The sequence below is a fragment of the Neorhizobium sp. PAMB6630 genome, from assembly GCF_058242775.1.
The window spans coordinates 1388762-1404356 of record NZ_CM177836.1 but is presented as its reverse complement, the minus strand read 5'-3'; the positions used below and the strand labels follow the sequence as shown (position 1 = coordinate 1404356).

Here is a 15595-nt window from a genome sequence, read left to right as displayed (position 1 = left end):
AGAAGAAGCCCTGCGATGGAGGTCGATACAGCCCTAGCGGACGCGCAAAAGCCCAAGGCAGGCAGGCCTTAGTTGGAGGACCGCAGTTCACTCGGAAAGTGCTACACGCGTGGCGCGATATGGCAATGAGGACACAAAATGATACTAGGCGGTGCGATGATAAGTTCAAGATTTCCTATGCGACAGACGCTTCCGGATCAACGGCTACTTGAATAGGATAAAATCAATCCGATCTTTAGGACTTGCCATGCAAAATGGGCCGATCTAAAACTGGCCAAAACGCTAGGTGTGTAATGCTTCAAAATGCCATAACTCTCCAGCTTGCTTGGTTTACCACGGGGGCGGAAAGCCCTCCACCTCTTCGATTGTTCAGCGAGATGTTCGGCCGTGAACCAGATGCATTTCAGAAGCTTCAGCCCCCGCAGGTCCCTTTTCCGATAACGGTTCAAGCTTTTATTCAGGACGGCGTCGAACACAAGCTTCAATCCCACTCCGGAAGGGTGGACTACATTATTTCTGGTGTGCAGCAAGCTCCGGAAATTCCGCTGCTTCCGCTCGCTCCAGACGCGCATCTGGAGCAGGCGCTAGAGATCGCGAGACGAGGATTTGAACTTATTGGTAACATCAACCGCGCTGCAGTGATTGTGACGCTCGCCAAGAAGGTTGAATCTCTCCGTGCTGGGGCCGATTTTTTTACTGGACTGTTTGATGGGAGAGTCAATTTTGAGGATCAAACTGACCTGCAATTTCAGATGAATTCCAGGCTCCATGGGGCTTACGGAAAGACTGCTGTTAATCGTCTGACTAGGTGGACATGCGACAGTGTTCAATTCCAGCAGATTATAAACCTTTCTGGCTCCCGTGGGGCGACCATAAATAGCGACCTTGTAGAGCTTTTCTATCTTAACTATATGGTAGACGTGAATACGGTGCCGTCATCCGACGTGTATCAGCCCTCTGAACATGAAGCTTTATTCAAGGCGCTAGCAAATCGTGCGTTAGAGTTGACTCGGATCTCAAGAATTCAGGATGTAGAACATGTTGGTTGAGTGGAAGGTCGACGTCTACAAAACGGCTGGCTCTGTAGCTATATCCCCTGTGGTGAACAGCGAGACGTCACGCGACTTTAATGTCTCCACGGTTAACATGTTCAAACCAATTTTCCGATCTATAGATCGTAACGCCAATGTCGTAGTGAACTCAAACGCTATAGCAGAGCTAGCTCGGTCAGCTACCTATGCAGGATTGTTTGGTGCTCTTAATGAGTTGCATCAACTGGGCGATGAAGATCCTGCCGCAATTGATGAAGACACCTTTGATAAGGCAAACATAGTTCTTTCATTGCTTGCCTCACGGCAAGCCGATCCTCCCAAAATATTCTCTCATGGTGGCGATGCTGCAGTATTCACCTGGACAGATCACGGCGGAATGAAGTACATCACTGTAAGCGATGGTTGCGCCGTTTTCGCGCGGCGAGACAGGGGAGCAAAGCCTTTCACAGTTGGTGTCGCCGACATGAGCGAATCCAATTCGGTAGAACTTTTTCCTTCCTTCGGGGTGATCCGTGACGGCTCCAGCACAAATTCTGTCCGCTGAAGAAGTCGTTGCCCGATGTGCAATTCAGCCGCGCTTTCTGAAAGACAAGCGGTTCCATCATGCTGCCTTGCTCGAATTCAGGAAGGTCAAGGGGACATCTGACTATGTCACCTCGACGGCTTGGCGCAAGCTACTTCCCACGGAGGAGGACGTCCACGCTTATGGCTGCAGGAGTGCTGCGTTCTCAAATGCCAATAAGCCAGAGCCGCCTACCCCTATGGAGGGCGCTGCCCACTACATGGGCTTCTACGACCTCGCGGTAAAGGATGGCATTGACGAGGCAAATGAAGTTTACGATGTGCGCGTAGAGCAGATCGTAGAGAACGGCGAAGAAGCGCATTGTCATGTGGTTTTGACCGAGCTGCCTGCTCTGACGAAGGAGCAGCAGAAAATGAAGGGCGCTCGAAGGTCCGATATTTTCTTAGGCATTTGGTCAAAAATGAGGGGGCCATCACGCCATGTGTGTGAGTGCGACCTGGAATACCACGACCAGCTGCTGGCTCTAGTACTCAACCCGCCCAATACGGCAGATGATGATTTAGACGACGGAATCCTCCTTGAGGCTCCCGTACAGAAGTAGAGGCGACAGTTTTGGCAATCTCTGCGCTACATTGGCTTGTGCATGCTCTTCGAACTATAAATTTTGCGAGTGGGTATTAAGCCTTTCCATGCTCCTACTTTGTGCCTGGAGGGTGAGTGCGACTCAGTTTAGTGCCCCTTCCTCAGTCCATAGTTCCTTGGTCCCACGCCTAGCTCAAGTTGTAGCAGCATAAGTCCAAGGTGAAGGGCTGTCCACACGGGTGTATTCAATTTAATCCCTCTTAGGCGGCCTTGTCAGTAAACACAAGGCTCGGAATTCGCCGGACGGCGCCCCTCTTGGACGTCTATGTTTATCCGCTGGCTCCAACCCCAAGAAGAGGATTGGGTGGCAAAATGCGGCAGATAAGCAGGATGCTCCGACTACCGCGCCGCCTTGGTCATCACCCATTCATTCGTCCCGACATTCCCGCAGTTGCGGCACCTTAGCTTCAACCGGATCTCCTCAAGCGGCTTTCTGGACCCAAACCGCCTCTCCAGCGCACGACGATCAACACCCCCGCTCCTCCCGCATCTGCTGCACACCGCCTGCAGCACATACCATTCCGGCACGGTCTCAAAGGTCGCCGGCCTGTCAAAGACAATACGGCTGTAATCGTCAGGCCGAAGGTTGATCCCGCGCCGGTGCTTCATGTTCTTCTTTTGTTCTAATATTGACGGCCAGTCAATCGCCGCACGTCAAATCAGCGGCAGGTTTGCAATCGACGGCTGCCTGCCGTCCATGATGATCACCTCCCCCACCTCTTTGCCAGCGCCACCCCGGATCGAGTAGGTGAGCGCCGCCTGCGCCATCGGATAGCGGCCAAAAATCTCCCGAACCTCCGGCGTGTCGTTCAACGAAATCATGAAGCGCCCTTTGATCGACGCCAGGCGCTCGGCCATCTCGGCAAAGTCATCCCGGCTGAAGACGTTCTTCCCATAGTCGTTCTCGCAGCCGTAGTATGGCGGATCGAGATAGAACATGGTGCCGGCGCGGTCATAGCGGTCGATGAACTTACGCCAGTCCAGGCATTCGATAACGACGCCGGAAAGCCGTTCATGGACTTCCTCGAGGATAGGCGCCAGGCGCGTGAGGTTGAAGCGGGCGCCGCCTGTTGTATCGACGCCAAAGGTGCGACCGGTGATCTTTCCGCCGAAGGCAAGCTTCTGCAGATAGAGAAACCGGGATGCCCGTTCCAGGTCGGTGAGCGTGCTGGGATCAAGGGACGCCAGGCGCTCGAACTCGCGCCTGGACGTGATCTGGAATTTGAGCACATCCATGAGCTGGGGATAGTGCCGCTGCAGGATACGGAACAGCGTGGTGACATCACCGGACACGTCGTTGATGACTTCGGCGCGCGGCACAAGCCGGCGACGGAAGAACACGCCGCCCATTCCGGTGAAGGGTTCGGCATAGAGATCGTGGGGGATTTGTTCGAGCATCGAGGCGATCCGCGCCGCGAGCTGCTTCTTGCCACCGAGATAGGCAGCGGGAGGAGAGACAGGGCGGACCTCGGAAAAGTGAAAACTATCTTGCATTGTGTACGACCATATTTTCTGACAAACCGCCCCGGCCTGCGCAGGCAGCGGGTGCGGCAATGATCGCTAGAGATTGTCGAGCGGGGTATGACGCCAATCGGAACCCGCTGTTGCAGCCATGATGGCTGCGACCACCCGTGCCCGGGCGGCAGACCTTGGCCGGAAGGGAAAACCCTTCCGGCCATACATGTTGTTTGAAAAGGCTTGATTCGATCGCCTAAGTTTCGTCGCGCCGGATCGTCCGGCGCAGTTCGCGCTCCAGGCGCAACTCTTCCCGGATGCGGCCCAACTCCATTCCAAGGACTTCCTGCGCACGCGCCGAACGTTCTGCAATCTCGGCCGCCCTGTGCAGTTCTGCCGTATGATCATCTATGGCATTCGTCGCCCGGTTAAGCGCGGTTGGATCGACAATCACGGCGGCCACCTGCGCTGCGGCCGGTGAGGTGGCCGGCGACGTGCGCGCCCCCTGCATCAGGCCGAGGTGGCGAACGGCAAAGATGACTGCGATCGTTGCGCCGAATGTCATGAGAGCAAGTGGCGGCAGATTAGCCAGTTGTTCCATTGCGAATTTCCCCTTGATCGCGGGCTGCGCGATGAATGTTGATCAGCTCGCCAAGGGCAAACAGCGGGTAGACGGCAAGCCAGGTGCTGGCGACGTCGGAGGAGGCAAATCCATAGGAGATGCCCGACCAGATGACGCAGCCGATGGCGGCCGAGAGCTGGCGGATCTGCGGTGTCACCCGTTCGCGGGCACCGTTGATGACCAGGCCAATGATGCGCAAGCATCCGATCAGCAGCATCGACCAGCCAAGGCAATCTTCTGAGGGGACCAGATCCCGAAACGCCCAGAACTGCGGCTGGTTGAACGTCTCGGCCGGCAACAGCAGCACCCAGCCGAACATGATCATGTGGCCGGCCATCATCCATTCCATCATGCGCGGACCGAACCTGTGGCGAATGCGGATCCAGATGCCGGGACCGAGGTAACCGTCAGTCATGGCGCCTCCTCCCGGTGGCTGGCGCACTCGGCCTTTGACCAGACCGCGCCGGCACAGAGGCCGACGATGGTGCGGTCGATCTTGCGTTGATCGGCCGGCGTTGCCCCACGCGCACCGATGAGATCAATTCCGACCACGCGTCTCACCCCCGCGACACTTGCCGGCGCCGTAGTCCCACAGGCCGTGAGCGCAAGTGTCGAAACGAGAGCGAGCATCATCGGCATTGTCACCCGCTGCATTGTCCTGCCTTTCGATAGAGATACGCGCGTCATTGCCGGCCTGTTTCCAGAACCAGATCCCGAAGGCGCCAAGGATTGAGAGAGCGGCCAAGAAGGTCGTGATTTTGACGGTCGCCGGCATGTCACACCTCGACCGTTTTTCCGCGCCAGGTGTTGAAGCGCCGGGCGATCACATCGCGGTTGCGATAGGCGACGGTGGCAAGGGCAATGACCACAGCGCCTGCCGCGATCCACGCCCAGGGCAGGCCCGCCGCCCAGGCCGCAACCGCCGTCCCCGCCCCGCTGCTCCCGGCGTTCGTCAGCGCCTCGCGGGCGGCCGACGCATCGCGCCGAAGCTGCGAAAGCGTTGCCGGCCCGATGATGCCATCGGCGACCAGGTGCGGATGCGCCCGCTGATAGGCAATGACGGCGGCCTTGGTCTGTTCGCCCATCCAGCCGTCGATGGCACCGGGATTGAGGCCGGCGGCCGTCAGCAGTTCCTGCGCTTCACGAACGACAGGATCTTGCCCGGCCGGTTTGGTCTCGGTTGCCGTGCGCGGCGCTCCCTCCGGCAGTGCGCCAGAGACGCCGGTATAGATGCCGGCCGAAAACAGCAGCGCTTCCTCTTTACGCCGACGCACCAGGCCGGGAAGCTTTTGTCCGCCCGCCGTGTTGTAATGGCTCGCAAGATAATCGGCCGCCGCCTTCAGCTTGCCGGCCCGCCAAAGCTTTGCCCAGCTCCATTTCATGGCGCCGACGCCAAGATTGAAGCAGGCGGAGGCGGCCGCATCGAGCTGGTACTGCGTGCGATCGTCAGGGCTGTTTGCGACAACAGCCGGCACGAACTCCGAGGCCATGACGGCATCGAGGATGGCGTCAGACTGTGCGGCGGTGATTTTGGTCTTGCCGGGGATGAGCTTGGTGATGCCGATCCTGGCCAGCTCACGTCGGCAGCTTTCGCTGCCCATCGTAAAGCCGGTGCCAATGGTCGGGATCTTACGACTATCGAGATAGCAGGTGAGCGGATTGCCTTCGAGCAGGCGCACGAAAGCCCTCCCCGGTGCGGAGATTGCAGTCACTGGCACGGATGCCTCCTGGATTATGATTGAGATTTACGCGCAAAGGCGCGTGGGGTGGATTTAGACATCGATCGCGTTCAACTTGATCGGTTTGAAATAGAGATCCCGCCTATGGACAACCGTTGCGAGTTGCCGTTACTTGCCATGGTTCAGTTTTGGGGGATTTATGAGAAAAATCATCATTATACTTGCCGCTTCTGCGGTGAGCCTATCTGCGTGCGCGAGGCGTCCAGATGCGATTGTCCCGGTCGATATTCCGATGGCCGCTTATCAACACCAGGATTGTGGCGCGCTTGCTCAAGAATACATGAAAGAGCAGACGAACTTAGCCGCTTTGTCAAAGCAGCAGAACGATGCAGCTACCGGAGACGCGTTCGGCGTCTTCCTCATTGGTGTTCCGATGTCGAGCACCTTTGGAGGCGATAAGGAAGGTGCCGTCGCCGTATCAAAAGGCAAGCTTCAGTCGATTGACAACAACATGAAGGCCAAGGGCTGCAACGCACCCCCACCCGCCGCCAAGAAATCCTAGTTTAGGGAGAAGCTATCGGCCAGTTGATGGCCGGTAGCTTAACCAAAATTTCCTCGACAGTCGGTTGCGGGCGTTCTCCCGCCTCGACCCTTGCCAGCTCGTCATAGGCAAAGGCCCAGACGCTATCGCGCCAGGCGATGAAGGCTTGCGCCTCGGCCGCCCAGCGCGGGTTTGTGGAGTTGGCATAGGAGGCGAGGCTACTGCCGCTGTCGTAGCGCCTGACTTGCGCCACCTGATCAACAACCGCCTGAATGGCCAAGCGGTAATCGTCGATGGCAATCGCCGGCGGATTGAACGGCGGGATGACATGCCCTTCCGCTTCCCACTGCGCAATCAATTGGCGGTGGCGGTTCGTCATGTCGTCAGGCACAGTCATGCGCTGTCCGTCGATGACTGCTTCAATGAAGCCGGACTGAGTGTAGCCGTGAACTTCCATGATTAAAGCTCCGCTTCGAGGCCATATACGCGATTGTAGACAGCACAAGTGCCGGTGGCGCTTGAGTTCCAGATGCATGTTGTGTGTTGCGAGGTGACGGAAACGTCAATGATCGAAACAGAAACAGACGTGCCTGCTGCTACCAAAATAGCACTGGGCGTAGTCCGCATTGACGTTTTGTGGGGCACCGTCGTTTGTAGTTGCTGCCCGACAGTTCCTGCTTGCAACGCAAACTGAAACTGGAGGGTTTGATAGTAGCGCTGACAAAGGACAGTTTCCATCACAGCATGGCGCGCTGCAAAGTCGCCGAGATACCCCTTCTCGAACTGCATCAGCGACAACGTGCCGGCATTCCATTCCACCGTAACATTTGCAGAACCGTCGCATGTGGCAGAGACGGTGCCCGCAGCACCATAGTTCCCGTTGTTGATGCGCCCTCGTGCCGTCCCGACCCACCACAAAATATAGGTGCCAGCCTCGCCCGAGAAGGCAGCCGCCTCAATCACCTGCTGAAGAGATCCGGCGGTGATGTTGAACATCGTCACGCCATTGGCCGTGGAAAAGCTATAGGTGCAACCATTGGCGCCAGCCTTGAACCGGTCATGGCCATAGGCGCCGGGGGCAAGCGTCACCGTGCCGGCGACGCCACGCTGATTGACAACGCCAAGCGGGTTGATGATCTTGTTGCGCATGCCTGCCAGCGGGTCATAACCGGCGTTCGCGGCCAGCTGCTTTTTTTGAGCAGTCGTCAGAGCTTGGGCTGCGTCCGATCGCATCAGGCCAGATACCGGCACGCCGCTGTCTGCGATCTGCTTGCCATCTGTGCCGGCAAAGGATGCGATGCGCCCCACCACCGATGCGGAGGGGCCGACCACATCACCGGTTCCCGTGCCGTCCTTCCCCTTTGGCAATGACAGATCGAGCCGCACGGTGTCGGCATCCACCTGCACCGCGTTGACGGATGCCGGCTGGCCAGAGGGCAAGGTGGTGACGGGTCCGAAGGTCAGTTCCGTCAGTGGTCCGGCAAGCCCCTGGACACCAGAGACGTAAAACGGCGCGCTCCAGTCGGCCGCAGTCGCTGATCTCTTGGTATAGAAGGCCGAGCGGTTATTGCCGATATTGGCGACCAGAACCCGAAACCCTTTCGCCGCGCCATCATAGGCCGCGCGATCGGCAAGGGCAGACACTTCCGCATCGAACTTGACCGCCTGAATAAGATCATCCTTGGCGATCGTGCCAAAGACGCCAGGACCCATGGCAATCGGGATCTGCTCATCATCGAGCTGCAGCGCCGCAAGGCTGGTCAGGTTGCCGCTCGACAGGCTGGCAAACAACCGGCGCATGGCATCGATGGCGATGATCTGCGGATTGGTCAGCTCGACCTTGTAGGGTGCCGCCTCCTGCGATGGACCCGGCCAGGGATCAGACAGCGTCAACGTCGTATTGCTATCGACGCTTTCGATGAGGATGGGACGGCCGACATGAATGCCGAATTTGTCGCCGGCCTTAATCGGCGATAGCCCACCCTCTTGCGTCAGCCAACCGGTTCCAACGCCGGTGACGGTGCGCTCGCCTTGCACGACCGAGGCCGTGCCGGTGCTGTAATAGGCAGATCCTGCCATCACGCTTCCCCCTCGCCCCAGTTGGCGCCTTCACTGGTGCCTTCATTGGCACCTTCGGTGCGCAGCAGCTTCAGATCGGCCTCAAGGCCGGTGATGGTCTCGGAGAGTTTTCTGTTTTCCTCGGACGCCACGCGAAGCGATTGCGCCAGGAAGAGATTGCGCTGCTTGAAAAACTCTTCACGCGCAGCGGCTTCCTGCAGGGCGACCAGCGGATCGACCTGCATGCTATTGCCAGATGTCATTGGGTTACCTCTTGTAGGCTTGAGCGCAGATGGCCCGCCCCGAAATCTTGAGCGCACCTGTTGTGTTGACGTTGAGGGAGAAGGTGGTTGTCGCGCGTCTACTGGGCGGATCAACGCGGTAAAAGCGTGTGACCGCGCCGGATACGCGGTTGGAGCCATCCGAGCCATCGACCGTGAACTGTTCCAGCACCACGCCATCCGTGTCGTTTCTGACAATGCAGGAGGTGTAGTTTCCACCAGTTGCAAAGAACGTTATGTCCACCCGCACGCGCGGCGATCCCACCCCATGGTTGAGCGTGACGGTGGTTTCACCGAACTCCACAGCGGTGACAGCACCGGCCGCGATATTCGACGTGCCCACCACCAGATCGCCGATATACGCATTGGAGATATCGACATTGCCGAGCTTGGCCGACAAGGCGTCCAGGCTGTTGACCTTGACCTGGTCGAGAGTGAGCACCCCATTTTGAAACACGAAGGGCCGGGCAATGGTGGCGTCGTCGTCGCTCACCATGACCACCTGCCCTGCCCGCATGATGATGCGCGAGGGCGAAGCGGGATTGGCCGGCACATCCATGAGGAAGGATGCCGCCCGGTACTGCCCATCGTTGACAGCAGCCACCACCCCATATCGCGCCGCATAACCAGCAGGTGTTGCCACCGCTGACCAGGCCACGTTGATGCTGGCATTGTTGCCGCCGAGCGCCGCACTCAAACTCTGGACGCGGCCACTCAGTGCGGCATTGGCATTGGCGACAATCTCGATATCGTCACTCAGCTGCGCAGTCGCCGCCCCGAAACTCACCTCAAGCGTTTCCAGCCGGGTGGCAACGGCTTGTGTGGCCGTCAAGCCCACCTCGATCTTCTCACGGTATTCCGCCCGTGCCGATCCCAACGACACCGACAGCTCGCGGCGGATTTCTTGGGACTGCGTAAAAGCCTGCGTGGACAATTCCATCTGGCCGGCAATCAGGCCGTTGATGGCATCCTTTGCCGTTCTGACGCCATCGCGCAGCCAGCCGAGCGCACCGTCGATGCCGGTGAGATCGATATCGACATACACATCCTTATCCGTGAGCAGGATATTCGGCGTCGTGACTGGAATGAAGCCCGACCACAGCACCGGTCTTTCCCCGCGCGGGATATAGCGGGCACGCACCACGTAATCTTCCAGGGGCAAGAGCCCTTGGGAGATCAGCAGCGACCCCGCCTGCGGTTGATCGGTGCGGCCGTCATGGACACGGTCGAGGCTTGCCTGCAGGCGCACCTCGTATTCGATGCCGATCACGTCATCGAGGCGACCACCGGAATTATCCCAGGTGAGGCGAATGGCCGGCCGACGATCGCGGCCGACACTGTCTTTCACCGTCGCCGGTTCCGCATACCAATCGACCATGGCCTGTGGTGCCGGGCGAATAACCCCGACCGCACCATCGACCGGCGGCTTGAACTCCTGCGACGACGTCCAGCCATGGTCGGCCGGATCGACTTCGGTGATATCGATCATCACATCGAGGTTGCCGCGATCGACAGCGCCATCGAGCCGCATCAGCTTGTTCACATAGCCATTGCGTTCCGATGTCCAGGAAAACACCGCGCAGGGCGTGGCATAGGCCCAGAACTTTGGCGGCAGCACAATCGTGTGCCGGCGAAACCGCCTTGCCTCCTCCAACGCCGACTTCATCAGGCGCTGCACCTGTTCGGCATAGGGCACAAACGTCAGTTCGACATCGGCCATCAGACGGCGGTTGCCGTCATCGGCTTCAAGATCCGGCCGGTAAAGCGGCGGTGCCGTTTTAACCACCCAGCCATCGGCCGGCGACGGATAGGTGGCCGAGACACCGTTGATGGTATCGGCAAGGCCGAGGAAGGGCGTGAACTCCTGTTCTTCCGTCGAGAGGATATCGTCGTCGGTAAAGGCGATCACCGGTGCATCCGGTGCCCCGCAATGCAGCGTATAGACACCACCGACTTCCGAGATCTTGCCGTGGCATGCTGTCAGCAGTGCTTCGAGCGCCGAGGTCAGCGGCGCCTGCACCTGTACTTCGCCACCGCTTCGGAAGGTGGCGACGATGCCGCCGGCCTCCTGAATGCCGGCGCGGTTCTTGTTGATCTGGGCAATCCAGTTGGCGGCTGGCAGCCGAGCGGCTGGCATGTTCTGCAGGCCGTAGAACCATTGACCGTTGAAACTGAGGCCGCGCAGGAGATTGTAGATCTGCACGGCGGGCAGAAAGTCGCCATCACCGCCCCAGGTGGCGGGATCGGCAAAACGCTGCGGACCGTCGCCGCCGACCGTGCTGTCGCGCGAGGGATCGTAAAGGCGCAGACCATCGACCACGAACTTGAAGGACGGCACGCCGCTGAACATGTTCTGCGACACGCGCGCGGTAACGATCACATAAGCGACCCCTCGCCCGATGCGATCCGGGTTCCACCAGCGGTTATTGTTGGAAGCCGAGTTGAACAGAAAGCCATCGGCCGTGGTCTGTGTGCCGTCGTAGAATTTAACCCAGAGGCAATCGGGATATTCGTTGATCGCATAACCACGCTCGGAGAGAGCCCCGAGCGTTACCTTCTCGCCGTTTACCCACACGTCTGCCAAACCGCGCACGGGCAGATCAGACACAGGGATGACCTGCGTGAGAAAAGCGTTCGGGGTATCGCCATCGCGGCCCCAGGTGTTGACCCAGGCAAGCGAGCCCGCCGTCATGGCACGGCCGAGGAGGAAGGACCGGGAGAGATCCCCGCCGCCCTGCAGCGTGCCGTTCATGGAAAACGTCGGTTCCTGCGGTTTGCCGGCCAGCGACTGCGCCAGCAGGCTGGTGCCAAGGCCCACGGCCGCCTTGAGGACAAAGGAGCCAATCGCACCAAGGCCGCCGATAAAGGTCGAGACAGCCGAGATCGCACCGCTGATCAAGGCAGCAGCGCCGGAGAAAATAGCCATCGATTTTCCTGAAGGATTTAAGCGCCGCTAAAGCGGTTTTGCGAAATGGGTTTCGATCGGCGCATAACCGCGCCGCTCAAAGATCCGCGAAACGTCATTGCTGGCGAGTGACGCCATGCCGGCCGAGCTGCAGCCGAGGGAACGTGCCCAGGCCTCGTAGGCATCGAGCATGGCAAGCCCCAATCGGCCGCGGACTTTTGGGGAGACAAACCAGACGGTTTCCTTGGCAATGCGCCCGGCGCCAAACGGATGTTCATAGGCAACGGCCAGGAGGATGCCGCAAGCCGGTTCCCCAGCCACCAGAACACAGGCCATTGAAGAAGCCAGGTGCTGGCGAAACAGCCGGTCGGCATAGGACGCCTGAAACGGAAAACTGAAGGCGGCCGCCGCATGGCTTTCGCGCAGGAGCGCCACCACGCGGTCGCGGTCTTCTGGGCAGGCAAGGCGAACCGTCATCAGAACAGGCCTAAAAACTTCTTGCGCTTCTTCTGGGTGGGCACGACGCCCTTTTCCGAGCCCCAGAAGAATTCCCATTCGGTCACCGTGTCGGCATCCTGATAGAACATGTCACCGGCCTGGCGCAGGATCTGCGTGGCATGGCTGCGGGTGGCGGGATTGGAGCGGGTCATCTCCTGCGTATGGCTGGCGCAGGTCATGGTCACAGAGCCCACCTCGTTCTCGGAAGGCGTCTTGATCACGATCTGGTCTATGACGCCGACAAAGCGGCATTCAGCCGGCGCCACCATCTGGCGCGTGTCGGGACTGAACAGGCCGCGATAGATCTCGACGCGGCCCTGTTTGCAATCGTACTGGCGAACAAGCGTCTGGACGTGTTCGCTCACCTGCGACATGCGGATGGTGATGTTCTGGGCCGATAGGTTGGCAACGAGCGGAATATCATCGACGCCGACAAGCGTTCCAGATCCATACCAGTCGCGCGTCACCGGGATACCGGTATCGGGATGAATGACGGCGGCCGAGATATTGCCGACATCCGACCAGACGCCATCGGTGACAGGTGCGCCGGTTGCCCGGTCGCGCACGACGAACCAGATGAAGTCACGGGCCACCAGCTCGCGCGCCTCAAGGGCCGCAAGGTTCTCAGCAGATATAGAACGCATGGATGTTATCTTGCCTCGATAGCCTGGAAACTGATCGCCCCTCGCCCCGTGCCGAGATCGGCCGACGACGAGACAGAGCCCGGAACAATCGTCATCAGACAGGCGGGTTGTTTGACGGTGACGGCAACAGGTGCCGCAACACCTGGCCAGAGATGCGGGCGGATCTCGAATTGCGGCGAAACGCCATTCGCATCAACCACCGCCGCTTCAACGACCTGGTGCAAATCCTTCTCCCCGATCTGGAGATAATCCCCGATCGAGAACCGGTAGCCGGCTGGAAAGCCGGAGACCGAGACCGCCTTGCGATTGGCGGCCATGGTGGCGATGGAACCGGCGCCGGTAAAGGCGTCCCCGGTCGGCCATGATCCATTGGGATAGGCAATCGGAAACCACCGCATCTTCGGGAAGGCCCGAAACGTCTTCAGGCCGTTTTCCAATGTGGTCAGCCGGGCGCGCCAGTGATCCAGTTCGTTCGGCTTCAAGCTGCGGGATTGGGCCGACAGTCGCCACAATGGCGACCCGAAATCCTTCACCACGGTTCGACCGCCGGCCGTGCGTGATTGCTCCTGGCGCCACAGAAGCTCGAAATCCGTGGTGAAGCCGGGAAGGCTTGCCAGGAAGGATTTGTCGAGCGGATAGGTGATGGTCATGGGGGGTGGCTCTGTGTTCGGTGGGTAAAGGGGGGCGCTTGCGCAGAGCGGCGAATGATGCGCTCTTGGGTGAATCCAAAAGCGGTTATTCGGTGCGCCAGTACAGGCAGCACCAGATTGGGGAGAGGCGGAGCGCCTAGCCTTCATACCTACTAGACTTTGTCGCTCATCGCTCTTGGCTAACGGTGGCGTTGCCAACGCGACCTGCAATCAAGCTATGTACAGCGGTGGCATGTGCCATCGTCAGGGCCATCAAATAAGCCCGTCGACAACGACGCCATTTTAAGATTGTGTTCCGTTCCGAGAGGCTTGCCATAGCAACCAGCAAGCGTGAGCGACGCGGACATTTCAATGATCGCCAAAGTTATTTTACTTATTGATAAAATACACTTTTATTAACGAATAATGAATCAAATTCGATTGAAAATAACCATATTATTGATATAAAATTCTTAAAACTAATAATATCGGGTGTATATATGTTTAAAAAAATAAGAATTTCTCTGGTGTTCCCGGTTTGTGTTATTGCTACCTCTTGCAATCCTTTCAGCCTTAAGAATAATATTCAAGGAAAGTGGGTCAGCCCCATGTGGACGTACTCACAAGAGCCGATCTACGCTGATTTTCAGTCAGACGGCACGTTGACGTTCCTTACATCCTTTGGGCCGCACGAGGGTACATGGAAAATCTTGGACAACGGACAGTTGAAGGTGACGTACAGCTCCGGCAGCAGCAAAACCTGCAAGGCTTCGGTCAGCGGTTCCAAGTTAACCATCGAGCCTCCGGCCTGCATGACGTGGCAGGAGATGGGCAATAGCATAACTCTTGACAAGGAGTAAAAAACAGAATGCGTAGCCTTCTTCCTATTGTCACAGCTGCAAGCGCCCTGCTGATTGCCTCTGGCTGCGAACAGAAAGACGACCAAGTTATCGGCAGATGGGTTGTCGCTGGTCGGACACTTGACATTACAAACGATGGCAAATTCACCGTCTTGGAAGACGGCAAAGAGAACACCGGAACGTGGGAACGGTTCGGGCCCGACCTGTATTTTACCATGGGTGGCCAGCAGACAAACTGTGCCCTCACAAGAGATCTGAAGAACCAGCTGGTACTCAGCGTTAGGGACGATTCAAAACCTGAGAAATGCAAATTCCCGTCACCATACTGGCGAGTAGATCTTCCTGTCGAAAAACGTGCTGCTTCATTGGTTGCCTTCACCTGTGAGACCAAGGGCCAACGCATAGGTCAGATGCCATACACTTCTAAGTTCAGGATCGAGGCTGATAAGACCGACAGGCTCACCTGCTTCGGCAAGACCGGCGACGGCTGCCAGGTGGTATGGTTTGCCAACGCCGTCGCAGATAACCACTTTTCGATGATGGTGACATGGGGAGATGGCACAGGCGACTCGTTTGATGTTCAAACAAACCAACTAGGCAAGCTGGAACTGAGGCAGTCGTCTTCGAAATCATGCCGAGTCTCCGCTGGCATGCTCATGTGCGAGTTCAGCAGCTATACGCCCGTTGGAACGTGCGAGAAGGCCGCACCATAATCGGCTAAAACAGATTAAACGCTCCTGTCACGCCAGATAGTTTCATCATTTGCTGTCAGCCCATCCGGAACCGGCATCTCTAGGAGCCGCTCACCGCAACTTCACATTCTTGCCCGGTGCCTCCCGCACGGTCGTGAGGATGGTCGCCTTGAGGTCTCGCTGCGTTCGCTTCAGACTTTCATCGATCCGCTTGACCGCCTCGACGTCGGCGCCACGGGCATCGATCACAGGTGCGAAGGTCATGCTCATGGCCCCGGATGACGCCCGCATCTGCGACATGTCCGGAAGTTTCGGCATGGAGGGCACGCGCGGGACGATCTTGCCGTTTTGATCCGGCACGAACAGTTCCGGGCGGTTTTCCCCGACCACATACGGCTGTCCCTTACGCACCGGCCCGCCTGTTGCCCGGAACATGTTGCCGAGACCAGAAAACAGACTGCCAAACATTCCACCGCCCGAACCGCCCGAGGCCGGCTTGAACAGTAAGCATTCG

General features: G+C 58.3%; 18 protein-coding genes. 5 read left to right on the top strand and 13 right to left on the bottom strand.

Going from position 1 to position 15595, the window contains the following annotated elements; all coding sequences use genetic code 11:
* Positions 1-293: 293 nt before the first annotated feature.
* From AC4CWF_RS06695 to AC4CWF_RS06685, 3 genes are read left to right on the top strand one after another with little or no spacing between them, the layout of a single operon-like run.
* Positions 294-1049: a hypothetical protein gene (locus AC4CWF_RS06695; RefSeq protein ID WP_491284341.1), complete on the top strand. Its 756-nt coding sequence runs from the start codon at positions 294-296 to the stop codon at positions 1047-1049.
* Positions 1039-1596: a hypothetical protein gene (locus AC4CWF_RS06690; protein ID WP_491284340.1), complete on the top strand. Its 558-nt coding sequence runs from the start codon at positions 1039-1041 to the stop codon at positions 1594-1596. The genes AC4CWF_RS06695 and AC4CWF_RS06690 overlap by 11 nt, the downstream gene beginning before the upstream one ends.
* A complete protein-coding gene (locus tag AC4CWF_RS06685; RefSeq protein ID WP_491284339.1) occupies positions 1565-2176 on the top strand; it encodes a hypothetical protein in 612 nt (203 codons plus the stop codon). The genes AC4CWF_RS06690 and AC4CWF_RS06685 overlap by 32 nt, the downstream gene beginning before the upstream one ends.
* 695 nt (positions 2177-2871) lie before the next feature.
* Here AC4CWF_RS06685 and AC4CWF_RS06680 read toward each other — a convergent pair.
* From AC4CWF_RS06680 to AC4CWF_RS06660, 5 genes are all read right to left on the bottom strand, one after another.
* A complete protein-coding gene (locus tag AC4CWF_RS06680) occupies positions 2872-3711 on the bottom strand; it encodes a DNA adenine methylase (protein ID WP_491285253.1) in 840 nt (279 codons plus the stop codon).
* Positions 3712-3928: 217 nt separating this feature from the next.
* Positions 3929-4273, bottom strand: coding sequence for a hypothetical protein (locus AC4CWF_RS06675; protein ID WP_491284338.1), 345 nt, complete (start codon positions 4271-4273; stop codon positions 3929-3931).
* The gene (locus tag AC4CWF_RS06670; protein ID WP_491284337.1) at positions 4257-4709 is read right to left on the bottom strand and encodes a hypothetical protein; all 453 of its coding nucleotides are present in this window, start codon (positions 4707-4709) and stop codon (positions 4257-4259) included. The genes AC4CWF_RS06675 and AC4CWF_RS06670 overlap by 17 nt, the downstream gene beginning before the upstream one ends.
* The gene (locus AC4CWF_RS06665; protein ID WP_491284336.1) at positions 4706-4948 is read right to left on the bottom strand and encodes a hypothetical protein; all 243 of its coding nucleotides are present in this window, start codon (positions 4946-4948) and stop codon (positions 4706-4708) included. Before AC4CWF_RS06665 ends, AC4CWF_RS06670 begins: the two co-directional genes overlap by 4 nt.
* Before the next feature lie 122 nt (positions 4949-5070).
* The gene (locus AC4CWF_RS06660; protein ID WP_491284335.1) at positions 5071-6012 is read right to left on the bottom strand and encodes a glycoside hydrolase family protein; all 942 of its coding nucleotides are present in this window, start codon (positions 6010-6012) and stop codon (positions 5071-5073) included.
* Positions 6013-6172: 160 nt separating this feature from the next.
* Between AC4CWF_RS06660 and AC4CWF_RS06655 the strand changes: the two genes are divergently transcribed.
* The gene (locus AC4CWF_RS06655) at positions 6173-6535 is read left to right on the top strand and encodes a hypothetical protein (RefSeq protein ID WP_491284334.1); all 363 of its coding nucleotides are present in this window, start codon (positions 6173-6175) and stop codon (positions 6533-6535) included.
* 1 nt (position 6536) lies between these two features.
* On the opposite strand, the gene AC4CWF_RS06650 is transcribed toward AC4CWF_RS06655, so the two are convergent.
* Genes AC4CWF_RS06650 through AC4CWF_RS06620 form a run of 7 tightly spaced genes read right to left on the bottom strand, consistent with a single transcriptional unit; the run spans position 6537 to position 13550 of the window.
* Positions 6537-6971: a hypothetical protein gene (locus AC4CWF_RS06650; protein ID WP_491284333.1), complete on the bottom strand. Its 435-nt coding sequence runs from the start codon at positions 6969-6971 to the stop codon at positions 6537-6539.
* A 2-nt stretch (positions 6972-6973) separates the two neighbouring features.
* The gene (locus AC4CWF_RS06645) at positions 6974-8593 is read right to left on the bottom strand and encodes a hypothetical protein (RefSeq protein ID WP_491284332.1); all 1620 of its coding nucleotides are present in this window, start codon (positions 8591-8593) and stop codon (positions 6974-6976) included.
* Positions 8593-8835 carry a hypothetical protein gene (locus AC4CWF_RS06640; RefSeq protein ID WP_491284331.1) on the bottom strand — a complete coding sequence of 81 codons (243 nt, stop codon included), beginning with the start codon at positions 8833-8835 and terminating at the stop codon, positions 8593-8595. The genes AC4CWF_RS06645 and AC4CWF_RS06640 overlap by 1 nt, the downstream gene beginning before the upstream one ends.
* Before the next feature lie 4 nt (positions 8836-8839).
* Positions 8840-11779, bottom strand: coding sequence for a phage tail protein (locus AC4CWF_RS06635; protein ID WP_491284330.1), 2940 nt, complete (start codon positions 11777-11779; stop codon positions 8840-8842).
* Positions 11780-11806: 27 nt separating this feature from the next.
* Positions 11807-12235, bottom strand: a complete 429-nt coding sequence (locus AC4CWF_RS06630) for a GNAT family N-acetyltransferase (protein ID WP_491284329.1) — start codon at positions 12233-12235, stop codon at positions 11807-11809.
* A complete protein-coding gene (locus AC4CWF_RS06625) occupies positions 12235-12900 on the bottom strand; it encodes a hypothetical protein (protein WP_491284328.1) in 666 nt (221 codons plus the stop codon). The genes AC4CWF_RS06630 and AC4CWF_RS06625 overlap by 1 nt, the downstream gene beginning before the upstream one ends.
* Before the next feature lie 5 nt (positions 12901-12905).
* Positions 12906-13550 (bottom strand): hypothetical protein, encoded by a 645-nt coding sequence (locus AC4CWF_RS06620; protein WP_491284327.1) that lies wholly within the window; start codon positions 13548-13550, stop codon positions 12906-12908.
* Positions 13551-14397: 847 nt separating this feature from the next.
* On the opposite strand from AC4CWF_RS06620, the gene AC4CWF_RS06615 reads away from it, so the two are divergent.
* Positions 14398-15102 (top strand): hypothetical protein, encoded by a 705-nt coding sequence (locus AC4CWF_RS06615; protein WP_491284326.1) that lies wholly within the window; start codon positions 14398-14400, stop codon positions 15100-15102.
* Between the two features lie 90 nt (positions 15103-15192).
* Here the strand turns inward: AC4CWF_RS06615 and AC4CWF_RS06610 are convergent, their stop codons facing one another.
* Positions 15193-15549 carry a hypothetical protein gene (locus tag AC4CWF_RS06610; protein ID WP_491284325.1) on the bottom strand — a complete coding sequence of 119 codons (357 nt, stop codon included), beginning with the start codon at positions 15547-15549 and terminating at the stop codon, positions 15193-15195.
* Positions 15550-15595 lie beyond the last annotated feature (46 nt).

Coding starts and splice junctions, on each gene's coding strand:
- AC4CWF_RS06635 (WP_491284330.1), bottom strand. CDS start 11,779: ATGGCTATTTTCTCCGGCGCTGCTGCCTTGATCAGCGGTGCGATCTCG.
- AC4CWF_RS06675 (WP_491284338.1), bottom strand. CDS start 4,273: ATGGAACAACTGGCTAATCTGCCGCCACTTGCTCTCATGACATTCGGC.
- AC4CWF_RS06615 (WP_491284326.1), top strand. CDS start 14,398: ATGCGTAGCCTTCTTCCTATTGTCACAGCTGCAAGCGCCCTGCTGATT.
- AC4CWF_RS06665 (WP_491284336.1), bottom strand. CDS start 4,948: ATGCAGCGGGTGACAATGCCGATGATGCTCGCTCTCGTTTCGACACTT.
- AC4CWF_RS06650 (WP_491284333.1), bottom strand. CDS start 6,971: ATGGAAGTTCACGGCTACACTCAGTCCGGCTTCATTGAAGCAGTCATC.
- AC4CWF_RS06640 (WP_491284331.1), bottom strand. CDS start 8,835: ATGACATCTGGCAATAGCATGCAGGTCGATCCGCTGGTCGCCCTGCAG.
- AC4CWF_RS06655 (WP_491284334.1), top strand. CDS start 6,173: ATGAGAAAAATCATCATTATACTTGCCGCTTCTGCGGTGAGCCTATCT.
- AC4CWF_RS06670 (WP_491284337.1), bottom strand. CDS start 4,709: ATGACTGACGGTTACCTCGGTCCCGGCATCTGGATCCGCATTCGCCAC.
- AC4CWF_RS06610 (WP_491284325.1), bottom strand. CDS start 15,549: ATGTTTGGCAGTCTGTTTTCTGGTCTCGGCAACATGTTCCGGGCAACA.
- AC4CWF_RS06680 (WP_491285253.1), bottom strand. CDS start 3,711: ATGCAAGATAGTTTTCACTTTTCCGAGGTCCGCCCTGTCTCTCCTCCC.
- AC4CWF_RS06695 (WP_491284341.1), top strand. CDS start 294: ATGCTTCAAAATGCCATAACTCTCCAGCTTGCTTGGTTTACCACGGGG.
- AC4CWF_RS06625 (WP_491284328.1), bottom strand. CDS start 12,900: ATGCGTTCTATATCTGCTGAGAACCTTGCGGCCCTTGAGGCGCGCGAG.
- AC4CWF_RS06620 (WP_491284327.1), bottom strand. CDS start 13,550: ATGACCATCACCTATCCGCTCGACAAATCCTTCCTGGCAAGCCTTCCC.
- AC4CWF_RS06690 (WP_491284340.1), top strand. CDS start 1,039: ATGTTGGTTGAGTGGAAGGTCGACGTCTACAAAACGGCTGGCTCTGTA.
- AC4CWF_RS06630 (WP_491284329.1), bottom strand. CDS start 12,235: ATGACGGTTCGCCTTGCCTGCCCAGAAGACCGCGACCGCGTGGTGGCG.
- AC4CWF_RS06645 (WP_491284332.1), bottom strand. CDS start 8,593: ATGGCAGGATCTGCCTATTACAGCACCGGCACGGCCTCGGTCGTGCAA.